At 65.9% G+C, this 19755-nt stretch carries 21 protein-coding genes; 12 read left to right on the plus strand and 9 right to left on the minus strand.

Going from position 1 to position 19755, the window contains the following annotated elements:
• A partial coding sequence (locus tag C489_RS02300) for a thiolase family protein (RefSeq protein ID WP_006429506.1) occupies positions 1 to 995 on the plus strand: 995 nt, incomplete at its 5' end.
• A 422-nt stretch (positions 996 to 1417) separates the two neighbouring features.
• On the opposite strand, the gene C489_RS02305 is transcribed toward C489_RS02300, so the two are convergent.
• From C489_RS02305 to C489_RS02315, 3 genes are all read right to left on the minus strand, one after another.
• Positions 1418 to 1849 (minus strand): hypothetical protein, encoded by a 432-nt coding sequence (locus tag C489_RS02305; RefSeq protein ID WP_006429507.1) that lies wholly within the window; start codon positions 1847 to 1849, stop codon positions 1418 to 1420.
• A 3-nt stretch (positions 1850 to 1852) separates the two neighbouring features.
• On the minus strand, positions 1853 to 2377 hold the full coding sequence (locus tag C489_RS02310) for a DUF7342 family protein (protein WP_006429508.1): 525 nt from the start codon (positions 2375 to 2377) through the stop codon (positions 1853 to 1855).
• Between the two features lie 240 nt (positions 2378 to 2617).
• Positions 2618 to 3790 carry an MFS transporter gene (locus C489_RS02315; RefSeq protein ID WP_006429509.1) on the minus strand — a complete coding sequence of 391 codons (1173 nt, stop codon included), beginning with the start codon at positions 3788 to 3790 and terminating at the stop codon, positions 2618 to 2620.
• A gap of 260 nt (positions 3791 to 4050) precedes the next feature.
• On the opposite strand from C489_RS02315, the gene C489_RS02320 reads away from it, so the two are divergent.
• Together C489_RS02320 and aroC are read left to right on the plus strand one after the other, a co-directional pair.
• The gene (locus C489_RS02320; RefSeq protein WP_083902748.1) at positions 4051 to 5166 is read left to right on the plus strand and encodes an MFS transporter; all 1116 of its coding nucleotides are present in this window, start codon (positions 4051 to 4053) and stop codon (positions 5164 to 5166) included.
• 109 nt (positions 5167 to 5275) lie between these two features.
• Complete coding sequence (aroC, locus tag C489_RS02325) at positions 5276 to 6427, plus strand: chorismate synthase (RefSeq protein WP_006429511.1); 1152 nt, start codon at positions 5276 to 5278, stop codon at positions 6425 to 6427.
• Between the two features lie 46 nt (positions 6428 to 6473).
• Here aroC and C489_RS23195 read toward each other — a convergent pair whose 3' ends face one another.
• Both C489_RS23195 and C489_RS02330 read right to left on the minus strand, forming a co-directional pair.
• Positions 6474 to 6647, minus strand: coding sequence for a hypothetical protein (locus C489_RS23195; protein WP_449289377.1), 174 nt, complete (start codon positions 6645 to 6647; stop codon positions 6474 to 6476).
• A 169-nt stretch (positions 6648 to 6816) separates the two neighbouring features.
• A complete protein-coding gene (locus C489_RS02330) occupies positions 6817 to 7473 on the minus strand; it encodes a lactate utilization protein (protein WP_006429512.1) in 657 nt (218 codons plus the stop codon).
• A 194-nt stretch (positions 7474 to 7667) separates the two neighbouring features.
• Between C489_RS02330 and C489_RS02335 the strand changes: the two genes are divergently transcribed.
• From C489_RS02335 to C489_RS02345, 3 genes are all read left to right on the plus strand, one after another.
• Entirely contained in the window at positions 7668 to 8444 is a 777-nt protein-coding gene (locus C489_RS02335; RefSeq protein ID WP_006429514.1) for a PHP domain-containing protein, read from the plus strand.
• Positions 8445 to 8683: 239 nt separating this feature from the next.
• Positions 8684 to 10588, plus strand: a complete 1905-nt coding sequence (locus C489_RS02340) for a 2-oxoacid:acceptor oxidoreductase subunit alpha (RefSeq protein ID WP_006429515.1) — start codon at positions 8684 to 8686, stop codon at positions 10586 to 10588.
• Positions 10589 to 10591: 3 nt separating this feature from the next.
• Entirely contained in the window at positions 10592 to 11527 is a 936-nt protein-coding gene (locus C489_RS02345; protein WP_006429516.1) for a thiamine pyrophosphate-dependent enzyme, read from the plus strand.
• Between the two features lie 114 nt (positions 11528 to 11641).
• On the opposite strand, the gene C489_RS02350 is transcribed toward C489_RS02345, so the two are convergent.
• The gene (locus C489_RS02350; RefSeq protein ID WP_006429517.1) at positions 11642 to 12811 is read right to left on the minus strand and encodes a LolA family protein; all 1170 of its coding nucleotides are present in this window, start codon (positions 12809 to 12811) and stop codon (positions 11642 to 11644) included.
• A gap of 73 nt (positions 12812 to 12884) precedes the next feature.
• Positions 12885 to 13199: a hypothetical protein gene (locus tag C489_RS02355; protein WP_006429518.1), complete on the minus strand. Its 315-nt coding sequence runs from the start codon at positions 13197 to 13199 to the stop codon at positions 12885 to 12887.
• A gap of 153 nt (positions 13200 to 13352) precedes the next feature.
• Between C489_RS02355 and lrpA1 the strand changes: the two genes are divergently transcribed.
• From lrpA1 to C489_RS22030, 5 genes are all read left to right on the plus strand, one after another.
• A complete protein-coding gene (gene lrpA1 / locus C489_RS02360; RefSeq protein ID WP_006429519.1) occupies positions 13353 to 13781 on the plus strand; it encodes an HTH-type transcriptional regulator LrpA1 in 429 nt (142 codons plus the stop codon).
• A gap of 74 nt (positions 13782 to 13855) precedes the next feature.
• On the plus strand, positions 13856 to 14335 hold the full coding sequence (locus tag C489_RS02365; protein ID WP_006429520.1) for an SRPBCC family protein: 480 nt from the start codon (positions 13856 to 13858) through the stop codon (positions 14333 to 14335).
• A gap of 90 nt (positions 14336 to 14425) precedes the next feature.
• Positions 14426 to 15022 carry a nitrous oxide reductase accessory protein NosL gene (locus tag C489_RS02370; RefSeq protein ID WP_006429521.1) on the plus strand — a complete coding sequence of 199 codons (597 nt, stop codon included), beginning with the start codon at positions 14426 to 14428 and terminating at the stop codon, positions 15020 to 15022.
• A gap of 55 nt (positions 15023 to 15077) precedes the next feature.
• Positions 15078 to 15980, plus strand: a complete 903-nt coding sequence (locus C489_RS02375; RefSeq protein WP_006429522.1) for a DMT family transporter — start codon at positions 15078 to 15080, stop codon at positions 15978 to 15980.
• A gap of 244 nt (positions 15981 to 16224) precedes the next feature.
• A complete protein-coding gene (locus C489_RS22030) occupies positions 16225 to 16392 on the plus strand; it encodes a hypothetical protein (RefSeq protein WP_006429523.1) in 168 nt (55 codons plus the stop codon).
• A gap of 53 nt (positions 16393 to 16445) precedes the next feature.
• Here the strand turns inward: C489_RS22030 and C489_RS02380 are convergent, their stop codons facing one another.
• Positions 16446 to 17606, minus strand: coding sequence for a glutathione-independent formaldehyde dehydrogenase (locus tag C489_RS02380; RefSeq protein WP_006429524.1), 1161 nt, complete (start codon positions 17604 to 17606; stop codon positions 16446 to 16448).
• A 199-nt stretch (positions 17607 to 17805) separates the two neighbouring features.
• Here C489_RS02380 and C489_RS02385 point away from each other — a divergent pair, with 199 nt between their 5' ends.
• A complete protein-coding gene (locus C489_RS02385) occupies positions 17806 to 18225 on the plus strand; it encodes a GlcG/HbpS family heme-binding protein (protein WP_049890514.1) in 420 nt (139 codons plus the stop codon).
• 125 nt (positions 18226 to 18350) lie between these two features.
• On the opposite strand, the gene C489_RS02390 is transcribed toward C489_RS02385, so the two are convergent.
• Positions 18351 to 19742, minus strand: a complete 1392-nt coding sequence (locus tag C489_RS02390) for a plastocyanin/azurin family copper-binding protein (RefSeq protein WP_006429526.1) — start codon at positions 19740 to 19742, stop codon at positions 18351 to 18353.
• Positions 19743 to 19755 lie beyond the last annotated feature (13 nt).

Consider the following 19755-nt stretch of genomic DNA (forward strand, 5'->3'; position numbering starts at 1 on the left):
TCGACGACCTGATGTGGGGCTGTGCCCAGCAGCGCTCGGAGCAGCGGACGAACATCGCACGACAGATCGCGCTCTTCTCGGACCTCGGAGAGTCGGTGCCGGCGACGACCATCGACCGCCAGTGTGCCTCCTCCGCGCAGGCGATCATCAGCGCCGCGGACTCAATCGCCGCGGGCCGCCACCAGGCGGTCATCGCCGGCGGCGTCGAGAGTATGAGCCGTGTCAAGATGGGCGCGGCTGACAGCGGCGAGATGTATCCGAAACTCGACGAGGAGTACGGCATGCGGAACCTCCAGATGGGGATGACCGCCGAGAAGGTCGCCGAGCAGTACGACATCAGCCGCGAGGAACAGGACGAGTACGGCGCGCGCAGCCAGCAGCGCGCGGTCGAAGCGACCGAGGAAGGCAAATTCGACGACGAGATTGTCCCGATCGAAACCGACGGCGGCGTCCACGACGAGGACGAGGGGCTCCGTCCCGGCACGACCCCGGAGAAGCTCGCCGAACTCCCCACTGTGTTCAAAGAGGACGGCACCGTCACGCCCGGCAACGCCTCCCAGATCGCCGACGGCGCGGCCGGCGTCATGCTCACCAGCCGCGAGTTCGCCGACGAGAACGACCTCGAGGTCCTCGCCGAAGTCGGGACCAGCTACGTCGCCGGCGTCGACCCGACGATCATGGGCGTCGGCCCGGTGCCGGCGACGGAGGGCCTGCTCGAGCGCGCCGGTCGCGAGATCGACGACTACGGGCTCGTCGAGATCAACGAGGCCTTCGCCAGCCAGACGCTGTACTCCCAGCGCGAACTCGGGATTCCGGACGATCAGCTCAACGTCAACGGCGGTGCGATCGCCATCGGCCACCCGCTCGGCTGTTCCGGCGCGCGGCTGCCGGTGACGCTGGTCCACGAGATGAACCGCGAGGGCGTCGACCGCGGCATCGCGACCGAATGCGTCGGCTTCGGCCAGGGTGCGGCGATCGAGTTCGAACTGCCCTGAAGCGCTCGGAGTAGCCCTTTTGGTCCAGATTTTGCGAGGCCGATCGCGAACGGAGTGAGCGAGTCGGCCGAGACAAAAGGTGGTCGTGTCAGGGTGCGGCGATCGAGTTCGAACTGCCCTAAACCGCTCGGAGTAGCCCTTTTGGTCTCTTCGTGAACGGAGTGAACGACGGTCAGCGAGAGCCCTGCTCTCGCCAGACAGATTTTGCGAGGGGAGCGCGGTTCGAACGAAGTGAGAACCGCGAACTGCGAGCGGGGAACGGATGCGAGGCCCGAACGTAGCGAGGGTTTCGAGAAGCGAACGGCGAAAGCCGTGAGCAGTGACCCGCGAGCACCGCGTTCGCGAACGGAGTGAGCGACTCGGCCGAGACGAACGGTGGTCGTGTCAGGGTGCGGCGATCGAGTTCGAACTGCGCCGTCGAATCACTCGTGTCGTTCTTGAATTCGCTTTTCGACGTACTCCAAGACGCTGAAGAGGACACCGAGGTGATGGTCGGCCTCGAGCGGTGAGGACTCGGCGGGCGACGACGCGTCCGGCGGCGGGTGAAAATGCTCACGAGGGGCGGTCGGTTTCGGATGGCGATCCCACCGACACTGCCAGGTCCGATCGTCGACGGCTTCGAGGTAGTGAATCGTGTAGTCGCCGCCGACGAACCAGCGAACATCGAGCCGACTCTCGGTCACGCTCGCCGGATACCGCGTCTCGTCGAGTCGGAGTTCGAGGACCCTCGGAGAGATTGAATCGGGTCGAAACTCCCAGCTCGAAACGAGCGACCGCGTGGTCGCACGCCGCGCGAGTACCTCGAGTGTCGGCACGTCGAGCGGGCCGCTCGGCCCCTCTTCTCGAGCGGTCACGGTTCAGACCCGTGCTCGATCGTCGGCCGACGATTCCGCACGGCGGACGGCTCGTTTCAAGAGCGTGATGTCCCGTCGGATCGTCCGCCATTCCGTGAGATCCTCCCAGCGGTCGTGGAGGGTATCGTGGTCCTCGATCGAATCGTCCGGGACGACGGCGTCCGGCTCGGGGAGGCCGTATCGCTCCTGTCGCTCTCGATCCGCGTCGATGAGTTCCTCGAGGCGGGCGCGAAGTTCGCTCGCGCTGTGTTCTTGCGCGAGCGTTTCGACGCGCTTCCACCGGAAGTACGACGGGTTCCGTCGATACAATGCCGGCCGCTCGTTCGATCGGTCCGCGATTCCCATCTCGACGAGCTGCTCGAGCGCTCGCCGAGCACCGTTTTCCGAACAGTCCGCCCGCGACGCGAACTCCCCCGCGGACGCGGGATCGGTGGTACCGACGAGACAGTCGTAGACGCGCTGGAACGTCGTCCGATCCCCGCTTCGCTCTTCGGGCGGGGACTCGGTGGGGCCGGGCTGATCCGTCATAGTCCCTCGTTCGAGCGGAGAGCGCATATATCTTTCTTACAGCTCAGATATCTGTTTCGGCGTCCGGTCGAAAAGAGCCGCCTCGCCGAGGAGGTACTCGAGGCGCGGGTAGCGCTCGAGGAAGGTTTCGCCGCCGAGGTCGTCGGTCTCGAGGCGAGCGTCGAGGCCGAGGATCCGGCCGGCACCGAAGGCGGCGACGGAGAAGACGAATCGCGTGATGGCCGCGCGCTGACTCTGCGATTAGTAGCCGAGGCCAAACGCTCGGTTCACGGCGAGTGAACAGACGGTGACCGCGAACAGTCCGCCGAGGACGAGAAACGACGTTCCCCAGCCGAACAGGTCGGCCAGCAGGCCGACACCGACGGACCCGGCGGAGCCGACGACGGTGTAGCACGTCCGGACGAGCCCGAAACCGGCACCGCGTTCGGTGTCGCCGAACTGGTCGAGAAAGCGCGGATCGAGCGCCGCGAAGAAACTCGAGCCGAGGCCCGCAAATAGGACGGCGACGCCGACGGTGGCCCGCGACTGCCCCGCGACCAGCCCGAAGAGGCCGATCGTCCCGGCGAGCATCGACCCACCGATCGCGAGGTCGCGGCCGTACCGGTCGGAGAGAGCGCCCAGCAGGAACTGGCCGACGGTTCGGACGACGAAAAACGCGGAGAATGCAGTCCCGGCGACCGTGGCCGAATAGCCGCGGTACTCGACGAAGAAGGTCGGTAGGAACGTGAGCAGTCCCTGTACGATGAACGTGCCGAGCATGGCAACCGCGAGCGTGAACGCGACCGCCGGTCGCGAGACGAGTTCGAACAGCGTCGCGACCTCGAACCGGTCGCGCATCGGTTGATCCGGTCGCCGCGGTTCAGTCGGGCGGATCCGCCACGCGAACAGCGCGAAGACCGGCACGCCGACCGCGACGGTGAGCGCGAGCGCCGGCCGCCACCCGTACCGGGTCCCCACCCACGCCGCCGCGACGGGGGCGACCAGCCCGGCGAGCGGACCCCCCATCGAGTGGATCCCGACGGCGCGTCCGACTTCGTCGTAGGTCCGCGAGAGCAGCGTCGTCGCGACGGAGTAGTGCAGCCCCGCGATGAGGCCGAGGCCGACCGCGAACACGACGAACGCGGCGAAGATCGGCGAGAACGCGAGCAAGACGCTCGCGATCACGGTGCCGCTGACGGCGACGAGGATGACCGGCTTCTCCCCGTACCGATCGCTGAGGACGCCGCTCGGGAACTGTGAGAGCCCGTAGGCGAGCCACATCCCCGTCAGCGCGAGCCCGATTTCCGCGTTCGAGACGCCGAAGTCCGCGACGATGAACGGGATGACCGGACTGATCGCCATCCGCGCGAAGTAGGTGACGAAAAAGGCGAGCAGACAGAGCACGAGCACCGTCGTCCGGTACTGCCAGCGCATTGGTTCTACCCGCTGACTTTCCCGGTGAGCTGTATAAGCGTGGTGACATCGGTGCGAGGAGTCGAATCGAGTCGCAGTACGGCAGTGTCGCAGTCCACGTCGTGTACGTATCCGGTATCTTTCACACCCGGACCCGGTTCCGAAACGGAACGCTTTCGACGGCGGGCCGGCGACGCGGGGACGTGACGACCGAAACCGCAACCGGGGAGCGGCCCGACGGCCGCCGCAGTTGGGTCGTGGCGATCGTCGGCGCGATCGCGATGGTGTTTACGTTCGGCACGGCGTTCTCCTACGGCGTCTTCCAGCGGCCGTTCGGCGAAGCCTTCGGGGTGTCGCCGGTCGCGCTCTCGGGGGTCTTCGCCGTCATGCTGTTCACGTTCTTCATTGGGTCCGGTGTGATCGGGGTCTTCGCCGCCAGGGTTCCGGCCCGCATCGTGTTGCTCGCTTGTGCCGTCGCTACCGGCGCGATCGCCCCGACGCTGTACGCGGTGGAGTCACCCGTCGGGCTGACGGTCGTGTTCGCCGTCCTCGGGCTGGCGCTCGGCACGGTCTTCGTGGTGCTCGCGTCGGTGGTCCCTCGCTGGTTCGACCGTCGTCGCGGGGCCGCCACGGGACTCATTTTCGTCGGCAACGGGCTGGGGCTGTTCGTCCTGCCGCCGATCTGGCAACGAACCCTCACGCGTGTCGGCGTCCGGCAGGGCTTTCTCGTAGTCATGGCAGTGACTGCGGTCGCGTTCCTGCTCGCCGGACTCACCTGCCGGCGGCCGACCTGGGCGGAGCGCTCGACGGCGACGGCCGGCGACCTCCTCGAGTGGACCCGCGGACTGGTCGGCACCCGGAGCTTCCGGCTGTTGTTCGTCGGGGTCGGGTTGGCCTTCGCCTGGTACCAGCTGCTGACGGCGTACGCAATCGACCTGTTCGCCGCGCGGGGGTTGACCGCGGCCGACGCCGCGACCGCGTACGGCCTGATCGGCGGCGTGAGCATCATCTCGCGGCTCGGCAGCGGCTACGCGACCGACCGCGTCGGCTCGCTCCGGGCCTTCCTCGCGTCGCTTTGCTGTGCGGCCGCCGGCATCGCGCTGTTGTTCCTGCCGCAGCTATCGGTTCTCGCGGTCGCGATCTTCCTGACCGGACTCGGACTGGGCGGCTGTGCGACGCTGTACGTGCCGCTGGTGATGGGGATCTACGACCCGGAGAAAGACACCGCGATCGTCGGCGTGTTCAACGTCGCGATCGGGACCAGTGCCCTAGTCATGCCCCTGCTCGGCACTGCGAGCATCGCCTACACTGGGGGCTATACCGCCGCGATCGCGTTGACGTTCGTCGCGACGCTCGCCTCGTTGTGGGCGACGATCGCCGGGACGACGTCCGCCTGAAACGGCCGGGCAGCACACGGGCGTTCCGGATCGCTCGAGTCCCGGTGCGGGAATCGGGCCGCGTTCGAACCCTGTACCGCTAAGTGGCCCCGCCACCGACGACGTGGTAATGAACGGCAACCGCTTCGGTCGCCTTTTTCAGGTGACCACGTTCGGCGAGAGCCACGGGGAGGCGATGGGCTGTACCGTCTCGGGCTGTCCCGCCGGCCTCGAACTCTCCGAAGAGGACATTCAGGCAGATCTCGACCGGCGAAAGCCGGGCCAGTCGATGATTACGACCAGCCGCGGCGAACCCGACGACGTCTCGATCAAGTCGGGGGTTCAGGACGGCTACACGACCGGTACGCCGATCGGGTTGGTCATCCAGAACAAAGACGCCCGCTCGGGCAAGTACGAGCCCTTCATCACCGCGCCGCGGCCGAGCCACGGCGATTTCACCTACTCGGCCAAATTCGGCACGCGAAACTGGGGCGGCGGCGGCCGCTCATCGGCCCGCGAGACCGTCAACTGGGTCGCCGCGGGTGCGATCGCGAAAAAGATCCTCGCACAGCAGGGGATCGAACTCAAGGCCCACGTCAACCAGATCGACGATATCGAGGCCCCCGACGTGAGCTTCGAGCAGATCAAAGAGCACTCGGAGGAAAACGACGTCCGCTGTGCCCACCCCGAGACGGCCGAAGCGATGCAAGAGCGGATCGCGGAGTACCAGGAGGAGGGCGACTCCATCGGCGGCAGCATCTACTTCGAAGCGCAGGGGGTTCCGGTCGGCCTCGGCGCACCCCGCTTCGACTCGCTGTCCGCACGACTCGGCCAGGCCATGATGGCGGTGCCGGCGACGACGGCCTTCGAGTTCGGGCTGGGCCGCGAGGCCCGCGAATGGACCGGCAAAGAGCGCAACGACGATTGGGAATTTGATGACGAGGGCAACCCGTCGCCCATCGAGAACGACCACGGCGGGATTCAGGGCGGCATCTCGAGCGGCGAGCCGATCTACGGCGAAGTGACGCTGCACGCGCCCACCTCGATCCCGAAATCCCAGCAGACCGCCGACTGGGAGACGGGCGAGCTCAAAGAGGAGAAGGTCATCGGCCGTCACGACCCCGTCCTCCCGCCGCGGGGCGTCCCCGTCGTCGAGGCGATGCTCGCGCTGACGCTGGCCGACTTCATGCTCCTGAGCGGCCGGATCAACCCCGACCGCCTCGACGACCAGCCCGGCGAGTACGACACGGACTACCATCCGAGCAACCCGAACAACGAGTAACTCGCCGGCCGGCGGCACACCCTCGATTGAGACGAAATCGGTCGTCTTAGCAGTAGTAGACCCAGAACGTGTGCGCAGCTGCACAGTCCACCTTCGTGTGCGCTCCGAACGCCGCTCGATACGGGCTGATTTTCAGGTCCACATCGGCGTCCGGGACCGGTATGGTACTCGTTTCACCGCACTTGGGACACGCGACTTCCTGTGTTTCTGTGACTTGCATCTGCGCTGATCAGCGATAGTACGTCACGAACAATGATGAACGTATCTGCGCCGGCGTGATAGATCCGCCAGCACGACAGTCTCGAGACTGATCAGTGCAAAATCGAGAGGGAAAACACCCTTTCAGGCGGCGTCTCTGCACTGCAGAGACCTACCCGAGCGCAACCGGCTCAGTATCCCAGCTGCTCGCGGACGAGCACGACGGTCGTGCGCCCCTCCTCGAGTTCTTGGCGGAAGATGAGTTCCTTGGCGATGGCCGAGTCGACGCCGTAGGCCTCCTGTGCGCGTTCGTTCTCGAGGGGGTAGGCCACCGACTCGAGGCGGTCGAGCGCGTCGTCGAGCGTCGGCACGATCTTGTTGACGCCGCTGACGATGACGACGTTGCTCGCGGCGAAGGGGTACGCGCCGATCCGGCTGCCCGAGCGGTCGGCGGCGACGAGTTCGCCGGTCTGGGCGATCGCGTTGATGCCGCCGAGGAAGTAGTCGGCGGTCTGTGACGCTCGCCGCGCGGCCTGGCGCTCTGCGTCGTCGTCGATGCTCCAGATTTCGTCGGCCAGACTGTCCCACTCGTGGTCGCCCTCCGAGAGGTAGTCGGCGAAGCCGATCTCCTCGAGCGTCGTGGAGTGGCCGTTCATCACCGACGCGCCGGCGGGGATCTGTGACTGGACCGCGTCGAGGGCCTCGTCGGCCGAGTCGGCGACGACGACATCGAAGCCGTTAGCCTCGAGGTTTTCGACGGCCGTCTCAACGGCCTCGTCGGTTGGGAGTTCGTCGAGTGTCGCGTCGATCTCGGTGTCGTCTACGTAATCGGATTTTTGCTGTGACATTTGAAGTATCCGTACACGTGAATGGGGGCGTGTCCGACTTAAGCGCTCGCGGATACCAGTGTTAGGTGATTACACCGATGTTACTCCGCTCGAGCAGCGAATATGTCCGCTGTCCGACAGCCAAAAGCACAGCTCACCGTTCGAAACTGTTCCGCGAGCGAAACTACTAACCCGTCTTTCGTGGTCGACGGCGTATGCGCGACTTTCACGTCCATTCGAACTACTCGGATGGCGGCTTTCTCAGGGGGATGGTACGCGCCGCCGAAAGCGCCGGACTCGAGGGCGTCGGCGTCGCCGACCACTGTAACGTGGCCTCGCGCGGGCGACCCGAATCGATGCGCAGCCTCTATGGGTTCAACCTCGATCTCACCTACGAGCGCCGGCGGCGGGGGATCGAACGGCTCCGGGAGGAGTTCGACCTCGAGGTTTACGACGCGGTCGAGATGGACTACGATCCGCGCGACGAGGACGCGATCGACGCGTTTCTCGCGGAAGCGAACTTCGACTACGCGATCGGGAGCGTCCACGATATCGGCGGCAACAACGTCCAGGTCGCGTCGAACTTCGCGGCGATGTCCGACGCCGAGCGCGACGCGGTCACCGACGAGTACTTCGAAACGCTGATCGAACTCGTCGAATCGGAACTGTTCGATATCGCGGCCCACGCCGACCTGCTCGAGCGGACGCCGCCGCTGCGGGGACGGGCGACGGAAGAACAGTACCGGCAGGTGGCGCAGGCGTTCGCCGATTCCCGAACGGTTCCCGAGATCAACGCCGGCCGGGCGCTGACCGACGCCGAGGTCGTCCATCCCTCCGAGCGATTGCTGTCCATTCTGCGCGAACACGACGTGGCCGTCACCGTCGGCACTGATTCCCATCGCCCCAGCGAGATCCCCGATCGCGCCGACTTCCTCGCCGATTTCGTCGCCGAGACTGGACTCGAACCGGTCGGTCCCGCCGGCCTCGAGTAGCACCCTGAAAACGGCCGAACACGGGAGAATAGTTCAATAGCCACAAACGCGGGTTCCGTTCTCCGAACGAATGTGGACAAGTATGCGCTCGAATCGCGGATATAATAATGATCTTTCATACATCTTCTTCAATGGCTGTCCATTCTTCACGAAAGTTCCTTGGTAATCTATAGCAAAGGCTTTAGGTCCGGTAGTGCGAAAATCCGGGTACGGTTGGCCCATCGGCCACTGATCCACCTATGAGCAGCGACGAACTCATCTGGCGAATCGCGGGCGGTTCCGGAGACGGGATCGACTCGACGAGCCAGAACTTTGCCAAGGCGCTGATGCGCTCGGGGCTCGACGTATTTACACACCGCCACTATCCGTCGCGGATTCGGGGCGGCCACACCTACGTCGAGATCCGGGCCGCGGACCGCGAGGTACAGTCACGTGGCGACGGCTACAATTTCCTGCTCGCGCTGGGCGACTCCTTCGCCCGCAACCCACAGGAAGAGGCCTACTACGGAAACGAAGAGATCAAACCCCTCTCGGAGAACCTAGACGACCTCCGCGAAGGCGGGATCATCGTCTACGACGAGGGCCTCGTCAGCGAGGAAGACGTCGAGGCGATCAATCTCGAGGAACGTGCCGAAGCAAACGATTGGCACGTCTTCCCGATGGACCTCCGGTCGCTCGCCCGCGAGCACGGCCGCGAGGTCATGCGCAACACCGCCGGCGTCGGCGTCACCGCGGCGCTGCTCGACATGGATCTCGAGCACATCGAGGACCTGATGTCCGACGCCATGGGCGGGGACATCCTCGAGTCGAACCTCGAGATCCTCCACGAGGCCCACGACATCGTCACGGAGGAGTACGACTTCGAGCACGACCTCCGGGTCCCTGAAGGCTCCCACGAGAGCCAGCAGGCGCTGCTGTCGGGCTCGAACGCGATCGCCTACGGTGCCATCGACGCCGGCTGTCGGTTCATCGCCGGCTACCCGATGACCCCGTGGACGGACGTGTTCACCATCCTCAGCCAGAACTTCCCCGACATGGGCGGCGTCTCCGAGCAGGTCGAAGACGAGATCGCCGCGGCCGCGCTCGCAGTGGGCGCGAGTCACGCCGGCGTCAAGGCCATGTCCGGCTCTTCGGGCGGCGGCTTCGCCCTGATGAGCGAACCGCTCGGGCTCGCCGAGATGACCGAGACGCCGCTGGTCCTCATCGAGGCCATGCGCGCCGGTCCCTCGACCGGGATGCCGACCAAGCCCGAACAGTCCGACTTAGAGCACGTGCTCTACACGAGTCAGGGCGACTCCCAGCGCGTCGTCTTCGCGCCGGGCAACATCGAGGAGGCCTACGAGCAGACCCGACTCGCCTTCGAGATCGCGTGGGACTACCAGATCCCCGCGATCCTCATCTACGACCAGAAGCTCGGCGGCGAGAACACCAACGTCGACCTCGAGTTCTTCGACCGCGAACCCAAGCCGGATCTCGGGTCGACGCTGACCGAAGACGAGCTTCGAGAGGCCGCACACGACAACTCCGGGAAGTTCAAGCGGTTCAACCACGAGGACGCCGAGAACGGCGTCAGCCCGCGGTCGCTGCCCGGCCAGAAGGGCGGGCGCTACCTCGCGACCGGTAACGAGCACTCGCCCGTCGGGCACATCAGCGAGGACCCCGACAACCGCGTCGCCCAAATGGATCGTCGCATCGAGAAACTCGAGTCGATCCGCGAGGAACTCGACGAGGAACGCGAGTCCACGCAGACCTACTTCGGCGACGAGACGGCCGACTACGGTATCATCACGTGGGGCTCGAGTCAGGGTGCCGTCGAGGAGGCCATCGGCCGACTCAACGAGAACGGCCACTCCGTCAAGGGGCTCAGCGTCTCCGATATGATGCCGTTCCCCGAGCAGGAAGTGACCGAGTTCCTCGAGAGCGTCGACGAGGCGCTGGTCGTCGAGATGAACGCCACCGCGCAGTTCCGCGGCCTGCTCCAGAAGGAACTGGGTCGCTTCGGCGAGAAGCTGACCAGCCTGCTGAAGTACAACGGCAACCCCTTCGAGCCCGCCGAGATCGTCGAGGGCTTCGAAGTCAATCTCGCCGACGAGGACCGCGAACCGACCGCACAGGTACGAATCGAACCCGCTGCAGGTGACTGACCCATGAGTGCATTCAACGCGATCGGAGAGGAACGAGAGATCGACCGGGACGAGTTTACCCCCGGCGTCGAACCGCAGCCGACGTGGTGTCCGGGCTGTGGTGACTTCGGCGTTCTGAAGTCACTGAAACAGGCGCTGCCGGAGATCGGCAAGACGCCCGAAGAGGTGCTGACCGTCACCGGGATCGGCTGTTCCGGCAAGCTGAACAGCTACCTCGACACGTACGGGTTCCACACGATCCACGGGCGCTCGCTGCCCGTGGCCCGCGCCGCGAAACTCGCCAACACCGACCTCGAGGTTATCGCCGCCGGCGGTGACGGCGACGGCTACGGGATCGGCGGCAACCACTTCATCCACTCGGCGCGGGAGAACCACGATATGACCTACATCGTGTTCAACAACGAGATCTTCGGCCTGACGAAGGGCCAGACCTCGCCGACCAGCCCGAAGGGTCACAAGTCCAAGACCCAGCCCTCGGGCAGCGCGAAGACGCCGATTCGGCCGCTGTCGCAGTCGCTGACCGCCGGCGCGAGCTACGTCGCCCGCACCGCCGCGGTCAATCCGAATCAGGCAAAGGAGATCATCAAGGAAGCCATCGAACACGACGGCTTCGCACACATCGACTTCCTGACCCAGTGTCCGACGTGGAACAAGGACGCTCGGCAGTACGTCCCCTACGTCGACATCCAGGAGTCCGACGACTACGACCACGACATCCACGACCGCGCGGAAGCCGCCGAGATGATGCGCGAGACCGAGGACGTGCTCAACGAGGGCACCGTCCTGACCGGCCGCTACTACGTCGACGAGGACCGCCCGTCCTACCAGGAAGAGAAGTCCGCCGTCGGCGAGCTCCCCGACCAGCCGCTGGCCGAACGGTACTTCGACGACGACGTCGAGTGGGAGCGCAGCTACGACCTGCTCGAGCGCCACACGTAGCCCCGATTCGCGCGATCTCCACGGTTCGTTTTTTCGCAGTTTCCGACTCGACTCGAGACGGTTCACAGTCTCACGAGTGTAACGAGCGGGGAGGGAAACGGGATACCGACTCCGTTAGCAGTCAGTCTGGAGCGACTCGCCGACCGCTACGGCCGTGCCGTCGTCGAACGCCTCGTCGGCGAAGACCGAATAGGTTTGCTCGCCGCAGGACCACTGTACCTCCGTGCCCGCGTCGGTTTCGGCGATCGTTCCCGTCGCGGTTCCGACCGCGACCGCGTCGCCGCCGACCGCGAACCGTCGCGGGCCGTCGCTCGTCGTGACAGCGACCGTCTCGTCGTCCGGCGTGCGGTACCGGAGCGAGACCTGCGTCCGGTTCTCGTCGGGGAATTCGTAGCTCGTGATCGAGTCGAGTTCGACCGCGTCGGGCAACGCGTCCGCCGGCGGCTCGGCGACCGCGAACGGAACGGCCGCCGCGGCCGCGTCGATGGTCTCGTAGGCGTCGATCGAGGGGAACGTAACCGACTCGACGTGCGTGCCGTTCGCGCCCGCCGCCTGCGGGTCGAACGCGAAGTGCTCGTCGTCGATCCCGCCGTCGACCGTGAAGTTCCGATAGGTCCGCTCGAGGGCGACCCCCTCGCCCTCGACCGCGTGTTTGACCGGGAACAGCGTCTCCTGATCGTACCAGACCTCGACGCGGTCGACGCTGCGGTCGGCGGGCTCGCCCTCGCTGGTCGCCAGCGGAATGACGTACTCGGTGTCCTCGATCAGGACGCTGATCGAGCGCTCGATCGTCTCGCCGTCCGGCGGATCGAACGCGACGCGGTAGGCGTCGCGGCCGTCGACCGTCGTCTCCTCGGTCGCCGTGATCTCGTAGGCCTCGAGGTAGCGCTTCTGCTGTTCGTACAGTCCCTCGAGATACGATGTCGCGTTCGGGTCGGTCTCGAGGCGAGTCGCCCAGTTGTGGGTGGCGTCGTAATGCCAGCGCTCGTCGCCGTCGTCCGCGATGACGGTCTCCGCGCCGCCGGCGCTGGTTTCGATTCGGCTCTTCCCGTCGGCTCGGAGCCACACGGCTTCGGTGTATCGGGTCGTCTCGCCGTCGACGGTCCGGCGAACCTCGACCGTCGCAGTGACGTCGTTCGGCGGCTCGGCGTCGCTGATTTCCTGCTCGATATCGGCCGGCGTCGGGCCGCTACTCGGCAGTGTCGCACAGCCCGCGGTCAGGAGAACGAGCGCCAGCGCGACGGAGAGGAGCGCAGATCTGGGGTCACGATCGCTGGCCAACATGTTATATACCTCACGTTTCAGCGATCATTAACGCGTCGGTCCGGGAACTGCTGTCGCCGCAGTCGGCCGCCGGCTACTCGCGAGCGCCGAATCCGCCGGCGAACAGGTTCGAGAGGTATCGCAGGACGAGCAAGGCGACGATCAGCCCGGCGAGAAAGCGGGGGTCGAAGCCGGCCCGCATCTCCCGGATGCCGTACGCCACCACGAGCACCCCCATGAGCAGGGCCGTCCCGCCGGCCCATCGAGAAACGTACGCCGGGTCGACCGACTCGTCGTAGTTCGCGTGGAGATCGACACGCCCGCGGAACGCGATAAGAGAGCCGAGGCCCAGGATCGCGAGCCCGCAGAGCACCCAGACGAAACCGCTGACGAGATTTGGGTCGACCATACCGGTGTGGAGTCTGGGCCCAGCGGGCGAATAAGTCCGACGGTTATCCGGCCGAACTGCGGCCTGAAAGCCGCCCGCTCGCCGTCTTCCGTTCGGATATCCGTCGTTTTCGTATACAAAAGATATTTTTCTGCCCGAGCAAAACATACTCTCATGAGTACGCAGGCGACGGAAGACCGTATTCTCGACGTTCTCGAGGAGGACGCACAGGCGTCCTACGCCGAGATCGCCGAGCGGGCGAACGTCTCGAAGCCCACAGTGCGCAAGTACATCAATCAACTCGAGGAGGAGGGTGTCATCGTCGGCTATTCGGCCGACATCGACCCGAAGAAGCTCTCGAGCCAGACGATCGCGATGGTCGGACTGGACGTGGCGAGCGAGCGCTACGTCGAGGCGACGAAAGCGATCAAGGACCTCGAGGAGGTCGAGGCGCTGTACAGTTCCAGCGGCGACCACATGCTGATGGCCGAAGTGCGCGCCGAGGACGGCGACGCGCTCGGCGAGATCATCTCCGAGGAACTCCTCGAGATCGACGGCGTCACCGCGGCCCATCCCTCGTTCCTGCAGGAGCGACTGAAGTAACCCCCGGAGCTCTCCGTCGTCGCCGCCGTCGGGATTCACGTTTTCACGCTGGGCGTCGTACCCCCGGACAGTTCATGCAGACATACGAACGCGAAACGACCGTCGACTCGCCGTTCGACTCGGTCTGGGGGTTTCATTCGCGGATCTCCGGGCTCGAAGGGGTCACGCCCGACTGGCTCCAGCTGCGCGTCGAGCGCGTGATCGGCCCCGACGGCGAGCCGGACCCGGACGTGCTCGAGCCCGGGTCGGAGATCGCGCTGTCGATGCGCCCGTTCGGCGTGGGGCCGCGCCAGCACTGGACGTCGGTGATCACGGCCCGCGAGCGCGGCGAGGGGTCAGCGTACTTTCGTGACGAGATGGTTCACGGCCCGTTCGACCACTGGGAGCACACGCACACGTTCTTCGCCGACCGGGAGCAGACAGTGATCCGGGATCGCGTCGAGTACGACCTGCCGTTCGGCGGCCTCGGCGACGCGGTCGAGCCCGTCTCGACGCTCGGCTTCGAGGCCATGTTCCGGGCGCGCCACCGGTTGGCGAAAGCGCAACTCGAGTGATCGGCGAAGCCGGTCGGAGGAACGCCGCTCCGTTCGGATTCGAGAGGTGTACCACGCTCGTTTTTGCCTGTTGGGCCACTAGAACGGACCATGACTGACCGCGAGGGACTCGAGCGCCGGGAGCTGTTGGGTTCGCTCGGGGCGGGCGCAGCCGCCGGCATCGCGGGGTGTCTCGGCGGCGACGAGGACGACGAGGACGACGACTCTCAGGCGCAGGTGTACGAGCCGACGATGGAAGGCGTCGAGGAGGGTCCGGTCGAGTTCGGGGACGACGACAGCTGCGCTGTCTGTGGTATGTCGGTTCAGAAATATTTCGGCGGTCGAGGGCAACTCGTTCACGAAAACGGATTGGGGGCGACAGTCGAGTCCCCGGGCTGTCTGTTCGCCTACGTCGCCTCGTCGACGCCGGATTCGCCGATCGCCGGGGCGTGGGCGGTCGACCGCCGGACCGGCGACCTCATCGACGCGACCGAAGCTCACTTCGTCCTCATCACCGACAAAGAGGCGGCCGACGATCCGATGGGGATCGACCCGCGTCCCTACGCCGACCGCGCGGACGCCGTCGCGTTCCTCGAGGAGTGGGACGCCGAAGCCCTGAACGCTGAGGACGACATCATCGTCGGACTGGACGAGGTCGACCTCGAGCTCGCATCGATCTACCGCGGCTCGCGACTCCCCAACGAGTAGCGACCGACAGTTCGTTCCGGAACCCGTTTGGGCCTTCGAGCGAGTGCGATCACGTGTGAACACCGACCTCGAGGTCACGCCGGCGGTCGCGCTCGCCGTCGCGGTGTTCGCGACGAGCACCAGCGCGATTCTGGTTCGCTGGAGCGCGGCCCCGAGTTCGGTCGCGGCCTTCTACCGGGTCCTCTTTACCACGGTGCTGGTCGCGCCCCTCGCCGTGACCCGCCACCGCGCGGCCTTCGGGCGACTCTCGCGGCGCGACCTCGCGGGTGCCGCCGTCGCCGGCCTCGCGCTCGCGGTCCACTTCGCGGCGTGGTTCGAGAGCCTCGAGCACACCACGGTCGCGGCGAGCGTCACGCTCGTCCAGACCCAACCGATCTTCGTGGCCCTCGGTGCGAGCCTCGTCCTCGGCGAACGGATCGACCGGGTGACGGCGGCGGGAATCGCCGTCGCGATCGTCGGGGCCGCCGCGATGTCGCTGGGCGACACCGGGGGCGCGGCCCTCTCCGGCGCGACGCCGTACGGGAACGCCCTCGCCGTCTTAGGCGCGGTGACCGTCGCCGGCTACGTGCTGGCCGGCCGCTCGATCCGCCAGCGCGTGCCGCTGTTTCCCTACGTGACCGTCGTCTACGGTGCCTGCGTCCTCGCCCTCTTCTGGCTCGTCGGCCTGCAGGGCCACAGCTACGTCGGCTACCCGCCCCGCGAGTGGCTGCTGTTCTTCGGGCTGGCCGTCGGCCCCGGCGTCTTCGGCCACACGGTGAGCAACTGGGTCCTCGAGCACCTCGAGTCGGTCGTCGTCAGCGTCGCGTGGCTCGGCGAACCGGTCGGCGCAACCCTGCTCGCGCTCGTCTTGCTCGCGGAGGTCCCCGACGCGGTCACGATCGCCGGCGGCCTCGTCGTGATCGCGGGGGTCGCGGTGACGACCCTCGAGCGCGAGCGGGGCCACGGAACGGCGGACTGACGGACTCGGCCGCGACAAGGCGTCCTGATAGCTATCGTCGTCCTCGAGCAGCCGCGTCCAGCCGTCGTGACGGGGGAGCTGCAGTACTGGCATATGCGTCAGGGTTGCCGATCGTCGCGATCCCAGTTTTGCCGCTCGAGACACGCTCGAGTCGCCGCAAGCGATAGAGCAAAGACGCGACGGCATCGAACGCGAGTGATTGACGAATGGGACAGCAACACTCGGGCGTCGCGAGGAGGCGACGATGAGCACGAATCGACGGGGCGGACACGTTACTAGCGCGAGCGACACGGTCGAGCGGGAGTGCGGTCACTGCGAGTGGCACGGGGCTGCGGGATCCTATGCGGAACTGATCAAACGGTATCAGGATCACCTTCGCGATGAACACCCGACAGCGTGGCTGCGAAGCTAACGTCGACATCGCTAGCGGACCGGGCGAGGACCCGGTCCGAGCCGGCGGACCGGCTACGGCTCGAGCAGGACTTTAATGACGCCTTCCTCGCGTTCGTCGAACTTCTCGTACATCTCCGGCGCGCGGTCGAGGTCGACGCGGTGGGAGACGGCCCAGCTGGGGTCGGCACGCCCCTCGATAATCATGTCCCGAAGCTGTCGGTTGTACTCCTTGACGTTACACTGGCCGGTGCCCAGCTTCAGCCCCTTCTCGAAGAGTTTGCCGAAGTCGATACCGAGACGGCCCTGGGCCGCCATCTCGTCGGGCGCGCCGGGGTCCGACGGGACGTACAGTCCCGGGATGCCGAGCTCGCCGGTCGGTCGCACGGCCTGGATGAGTTGATTGAGCACGACCGCGGGGTTTTCGCGGGCCGGATCGTACGCGTCGTCGCTTGGATCCGTCTCGGGATCGATCGCCTGATAGCCCACCGCGTCGACGCCGTTGTCGACGCCCTCGCCGTGTAAATCTTTGATCTGTTCGACTGGGTCGCTCTCCTCGAAGTTGATCGGCCGCGCGTCACAGTGCTCCTCGGCTAGCTCGAGGCGGCTCTCCACGCGGTCGACGACGTAAATCTCCGATGCGCCCTGAAGCTTCGCGCTGTAGGCGGCCATCAGGCCGACGGGGCCGGCCCCGAAGATCGCGATCGACTCGCCGGGTTGCAGATTCGCGAGTCGGGTGCCGTGCCACCCCGTCGGGAAGATATCCGCGAGGAGTGCGAAGGAGTCCTCGTGTGCGTCACCCTCCGGTAGCTTCAGCGCGTTGAAGTCGGCGTACGGAACCCGGAGTTTCTCTGCCTGTCCGCCCTTGTACGGCCCCATCGCGACGTAGCCGTACGCGCCGCCGGCGAAGCCGGGATTGACGTTGGTACAGAACCCGGTGTAGCCGTTCTCGCAGTTCCGGCAGAACCCGCAGGCCACGTTGAACGGCATCACGACACGGTCGCCCTCCTCGAGTGACGTGACCGCGTCGCCGGTCTCGATCACGTTCCCCATGTTCTCGTGGCCGAAGACGATTCCCGGATCGGCCGCGGTCCGTCCCTCGTACATGTGAAGGTCCGAGCCGCAGATACACGTCGTCGTGATGTCGACGATGATGTCGTTCTCGTGTTCGATTTCCGGTTCGTCAACTGCTTCAACGGCCACCTCGTTCGGTCCCTGATAGACGACGGCGTTCATTGACATTCGGTATCGATCCTCGCTAAACGGACCACGGTCTCCGTTGTAAATGTTCGCCCGTTATCCGACGAAAAACAAACAACACCCAATTTGAGAGTGCCTTCAGCTGATCATTTCAACCGTAACTGTATTTCATCCGTACATATTATCATTTTCATAATGGGCGTTTATATCCGCCACTAGTGTGGGAAGATATCGCATGGTAGACACAGTGAGTCTCGACACGGCGAAGGAGGTCATCGACGCGGCCGAACGGCGGGCGAACGAGATCGACAATCCGATGGTGGTCACGGTCGCGAATTCCGAGGGCAACCTCGTCGCCCAACACCGGATGGACGGCGCGTGGCTCGCGTCGGTCGACATCTCCAGGAACAAGGCCTACACGGCGGCCGCGCTGGACATGCCGACGCACGACCTGGAGGAGCCGACGAAACCCGGTGAATCGCTGTACGGCCTACAGAACACCAACCAAGGGCGGATGGTCATCTTCGGCGGCGGCTACCCGCTGGAGCGGGACGGCGATATCGTCGGCGCGATCGGCGTCAGCGGGGGCGCGGTCGAGCAGGATATGGACGTCGCGGAGGCGGGCGTCGACAAATTCGACGACCTCTCCTCGTAGCGACCTCCGCCCGTTCGGCGTCCGTTCTATCCGGCCGACGGCCACGGGTTCAAACGGCGACGTGCTCGTGTGTCCTATTGATCAGGACCAAAGAAAAACGGACGACTCCGAGCCGAGAAGCGGCGTCAGACGCCGTCGTCGGTCTCGTTGCCGTCGACGGCGGTCGTCTCGTTCCCGTCCGCATCGATCGTCTCGTTGCCGCCCGCTTCGACCGTTGCGTTGCCGTTCGCCCCGGCCGGCGCGTCCGCGGCAGCGGGCGTCTCGCCGCCACCGCTGACGGAGATTTCGCCGATCGCATCGAGTTGCGACTGGTCCAGGTAGACGGCCATCTCCTCGTTGGCGACGAACTCGACCGTCTGGGTCGCGCCCTCCTCGGCGGTGAAGTCCGATCGAACGAACGTGTTCCAGTCGATCGTCTCGCCGCCGCTGGCGATGGCGAGGTTGTGTCCCGGGAGCGGTTCGTAGTGTCTGTTTTTGCCCTCCGGCTCGAGGCGACCGATCGTGTTCTCCCACTCGATCGCGTAGGACTCGCCCACCTCGAGGTCGAGCGTCGGGTTCGGTTGGTCGGCGATGGCGTCGGGCGCTACCCCGACCCACTGGCCGTCCTCGAGCCGCATCGAGAAGGTCTCGGCCGGCTCGCCGGGTTCGATCTCGGGAAGCGTCACGGTGAGTTGCCGGTCCTCGCCGTCGATCGTTACCGTCTCCGACACCCGCTCGTGGCCGTAGGTCCAGACCTCGATGTCGTACTCGCCGTTCTCGAGGAGGTCAAAGCGGGCGATCGCGGGCGGCTGCGTCTGTTGGCCTTCGACGTCTCCGTCACCGCCGTCGCTGGCGTTACCGTCAGTGGCGTTGCCGGCGCTTTCGTTCCCCGGCGACTGGGCCTCCGACTCCTCGCTCTGCCCTTCCTCCGCGAACGGGTCCGGCCGAGCGGCGAGGTCCGAGTACGAGTGCATGTCGCCGACGTAGACCTCAGCGCCGAGGGGCTCGCCGCTCTCGTCCTCGACGGTCACCGCGAGTTCGTGGACGTCGCCGGGATCAATCAGTTCGATCGGGCCGCGCATCTGGGCCGGGTGCGGCATGCAGAAGTACTCCTCCATCTCCTCGGTGGCGGTGAACCGGACGGACGTGTACTCGCCCTGCTCGGTCACCGTGTCGGTGGCCTCGAGGACCTCGATGTCGTCGGCGACCGCGCTACCGGCGGTGATGTTGAAGTTGTGCATCGAGCCGTCGCCGTTGATCCAGATGACTTCGTGTTCTTCGCCTTCGATCAGGCGCAGCGGCGGGTTAGACTGGCCGTCGATTTCGTGCGGCGCGACGCCGAGCCAGCCGCCGACGATGCCGACCAGCGTGAGCGTCCGGGCCGCGCCGTCGCTCTGTGCGACGGGCATCGAGAAGTCGAACGCGTCGCGATAGGCACCGGCTTCGCCGGTGAGCGCGGCGATACCCGTGAGTGCCGCTGTTCCCTTCAACACGCCACGGCGCGAGAGGTTCTCGCGTGAATCGTGTTCGTTTGACATAGTTGGATGGTGA

Origin of the sequence: Natrinema versiforme JCM 10478, from assembly GCF_000337195.1 — an archaeon.
In the GTDB taxonomy this organism is placed as follows: Archaea; Halobacteriota; Halobacteria; order Halobacteriales; family Natrialbaceae; genus Natrinema; species Natrinema versiforme.

What these genes read in the sequence shown, in the direction of transcription:
- C489_RS23195 (WP_449289377.1), bottom strand. Translation starts at nt 6,647, where the DNA reads ATGCAAGTCACAGAAACACAGGAAGTCGCGTGTCCCAAGTGCGGTGAA.
- C489_RS02390 (WP_006429526.1), bottom strand. Translation starts at nt 19,742, where the DNA reads ATGTCAAACGAACACGATTCACGCGAGAACCTCTCGCGCCGTGGCGTG.
- C489_RS02355 (WP_006429518.1), bottom strand. Translation starts at nt 13,199, where the DNA reads ATGGTCGACCCAAATCTCGTCAGCGGTTTCGTCTGGGTGCTCTGCGGG.
- C489_RS02350 (WP_006429517.1), bottom strand. Translation starts at nt 12,811, where the DNA reads ATGTTGGCCAGCGATCGTGACCCCAGATCTGCGCTCCTCTCCGTCGCG.
- C489_RS02320 (WP_083902748.1), top strand. Translation starts at nt 4,051, where the DNA reads ATGGTGTTTACGTTCGGCACGGCGTTCTCCTACGGCGTCTTCCAGCGG.
- C489_RS02330 (WP_006429512.1), bottom strand. Translation starts at nt 7,473, where the DNA reads ATGTCACAGCAAAAATCCGATTACGTAGACGACACCGAGATCGACGCG.
- C489_RS22030 (WP_006429523.1), top strand. Translation starts at nt 16,225, where the DNA reads ATGAGCACGAATCGACGGGGCGGACACGTTACTAGCGCGAGCGACACG.
- C489_RS02365 (WP_006429520.1), top strand. Translation starts at nt 13,856, where the DNA reads ATGCAGACATACGAACGCGAAACGACCGTCGACTCGCCGTTCGACTCG.
- C489_RS02385 (WP_049890514.1), top strand. Translation starts at nt 17,806, where the DNA reads ATGGTAGACACAGTGAGTCTCGACACGGCGAAGGAGGTCATCGACGCG.
- C489_RS02340 (WP_006429515.1), top strand. Translation starts at nt 8,684, where the DNA reads ATGAGCAGCGACGAACTCATCTGGCGAATCGCGGGCGGTTCCGGAGAC.
- C489_RS02335 (WP_006429514.1), top strand. Translation starts at nt 7,668, where the DNA reads ATGCGCGACTTTCACGTCCATTCGAACTACTCGGATGGCGGCTTTCTC.
- aroC (WP_006429511.1), top strand. Translation starts at nt 5,276, where the DNA reads ATGAACGGCAACCGCTTCGGTCGCCTTTTTCAGGTGACCACGTTCGGC.
- C489_RS02380 (WP_006429524.1), bottom strand. Translation starts at nt 17,606, where the DNA reads ATGAACGCCGTCGTCTATCAGGGACCGAACGAGGTGGCCGTTGAAGCA.
- lrpA1 (WP_006429519.1), top strand. Translation starts at nt 13,353, where the DNA reads ATGAGTACGCAGGCGACGGAAGACCGTATTCTCGACGTTCTCGAGGAG.
- C489_RS02310 (WP_006429508.1), bottom strand. Translation starts at nt 2,377, where the DNA reads ATGACGGATCAGCCCGGCCCCACCGAGTCCCCGCCCGAAGAGCGAAGC.
- C489_RS02315 (WP_006429509.1), bottom strand. Translation starts at nt 3,790, where the DNA reads ATGCGCTGGCAGTACCGGACGACGGTGCTCGTGCTCTGTCTGCTCGCC.
- C489_RS02370 (WP_006429521.1), top strand. Translation starts at nt 14,426, where the DNA reads ATGACTGACCGCGAGGGACTCGAGCGCCGGGAGCTGTTGGGTTCGCTC.
- C489_RS02345 (WP_006429516.1), top strand. Translation starts at nt 10,592, where the DNA reads ATGAGTGCATTCAACGCGATCGGAGAGGAACGAGAGATCGACCGGGAC.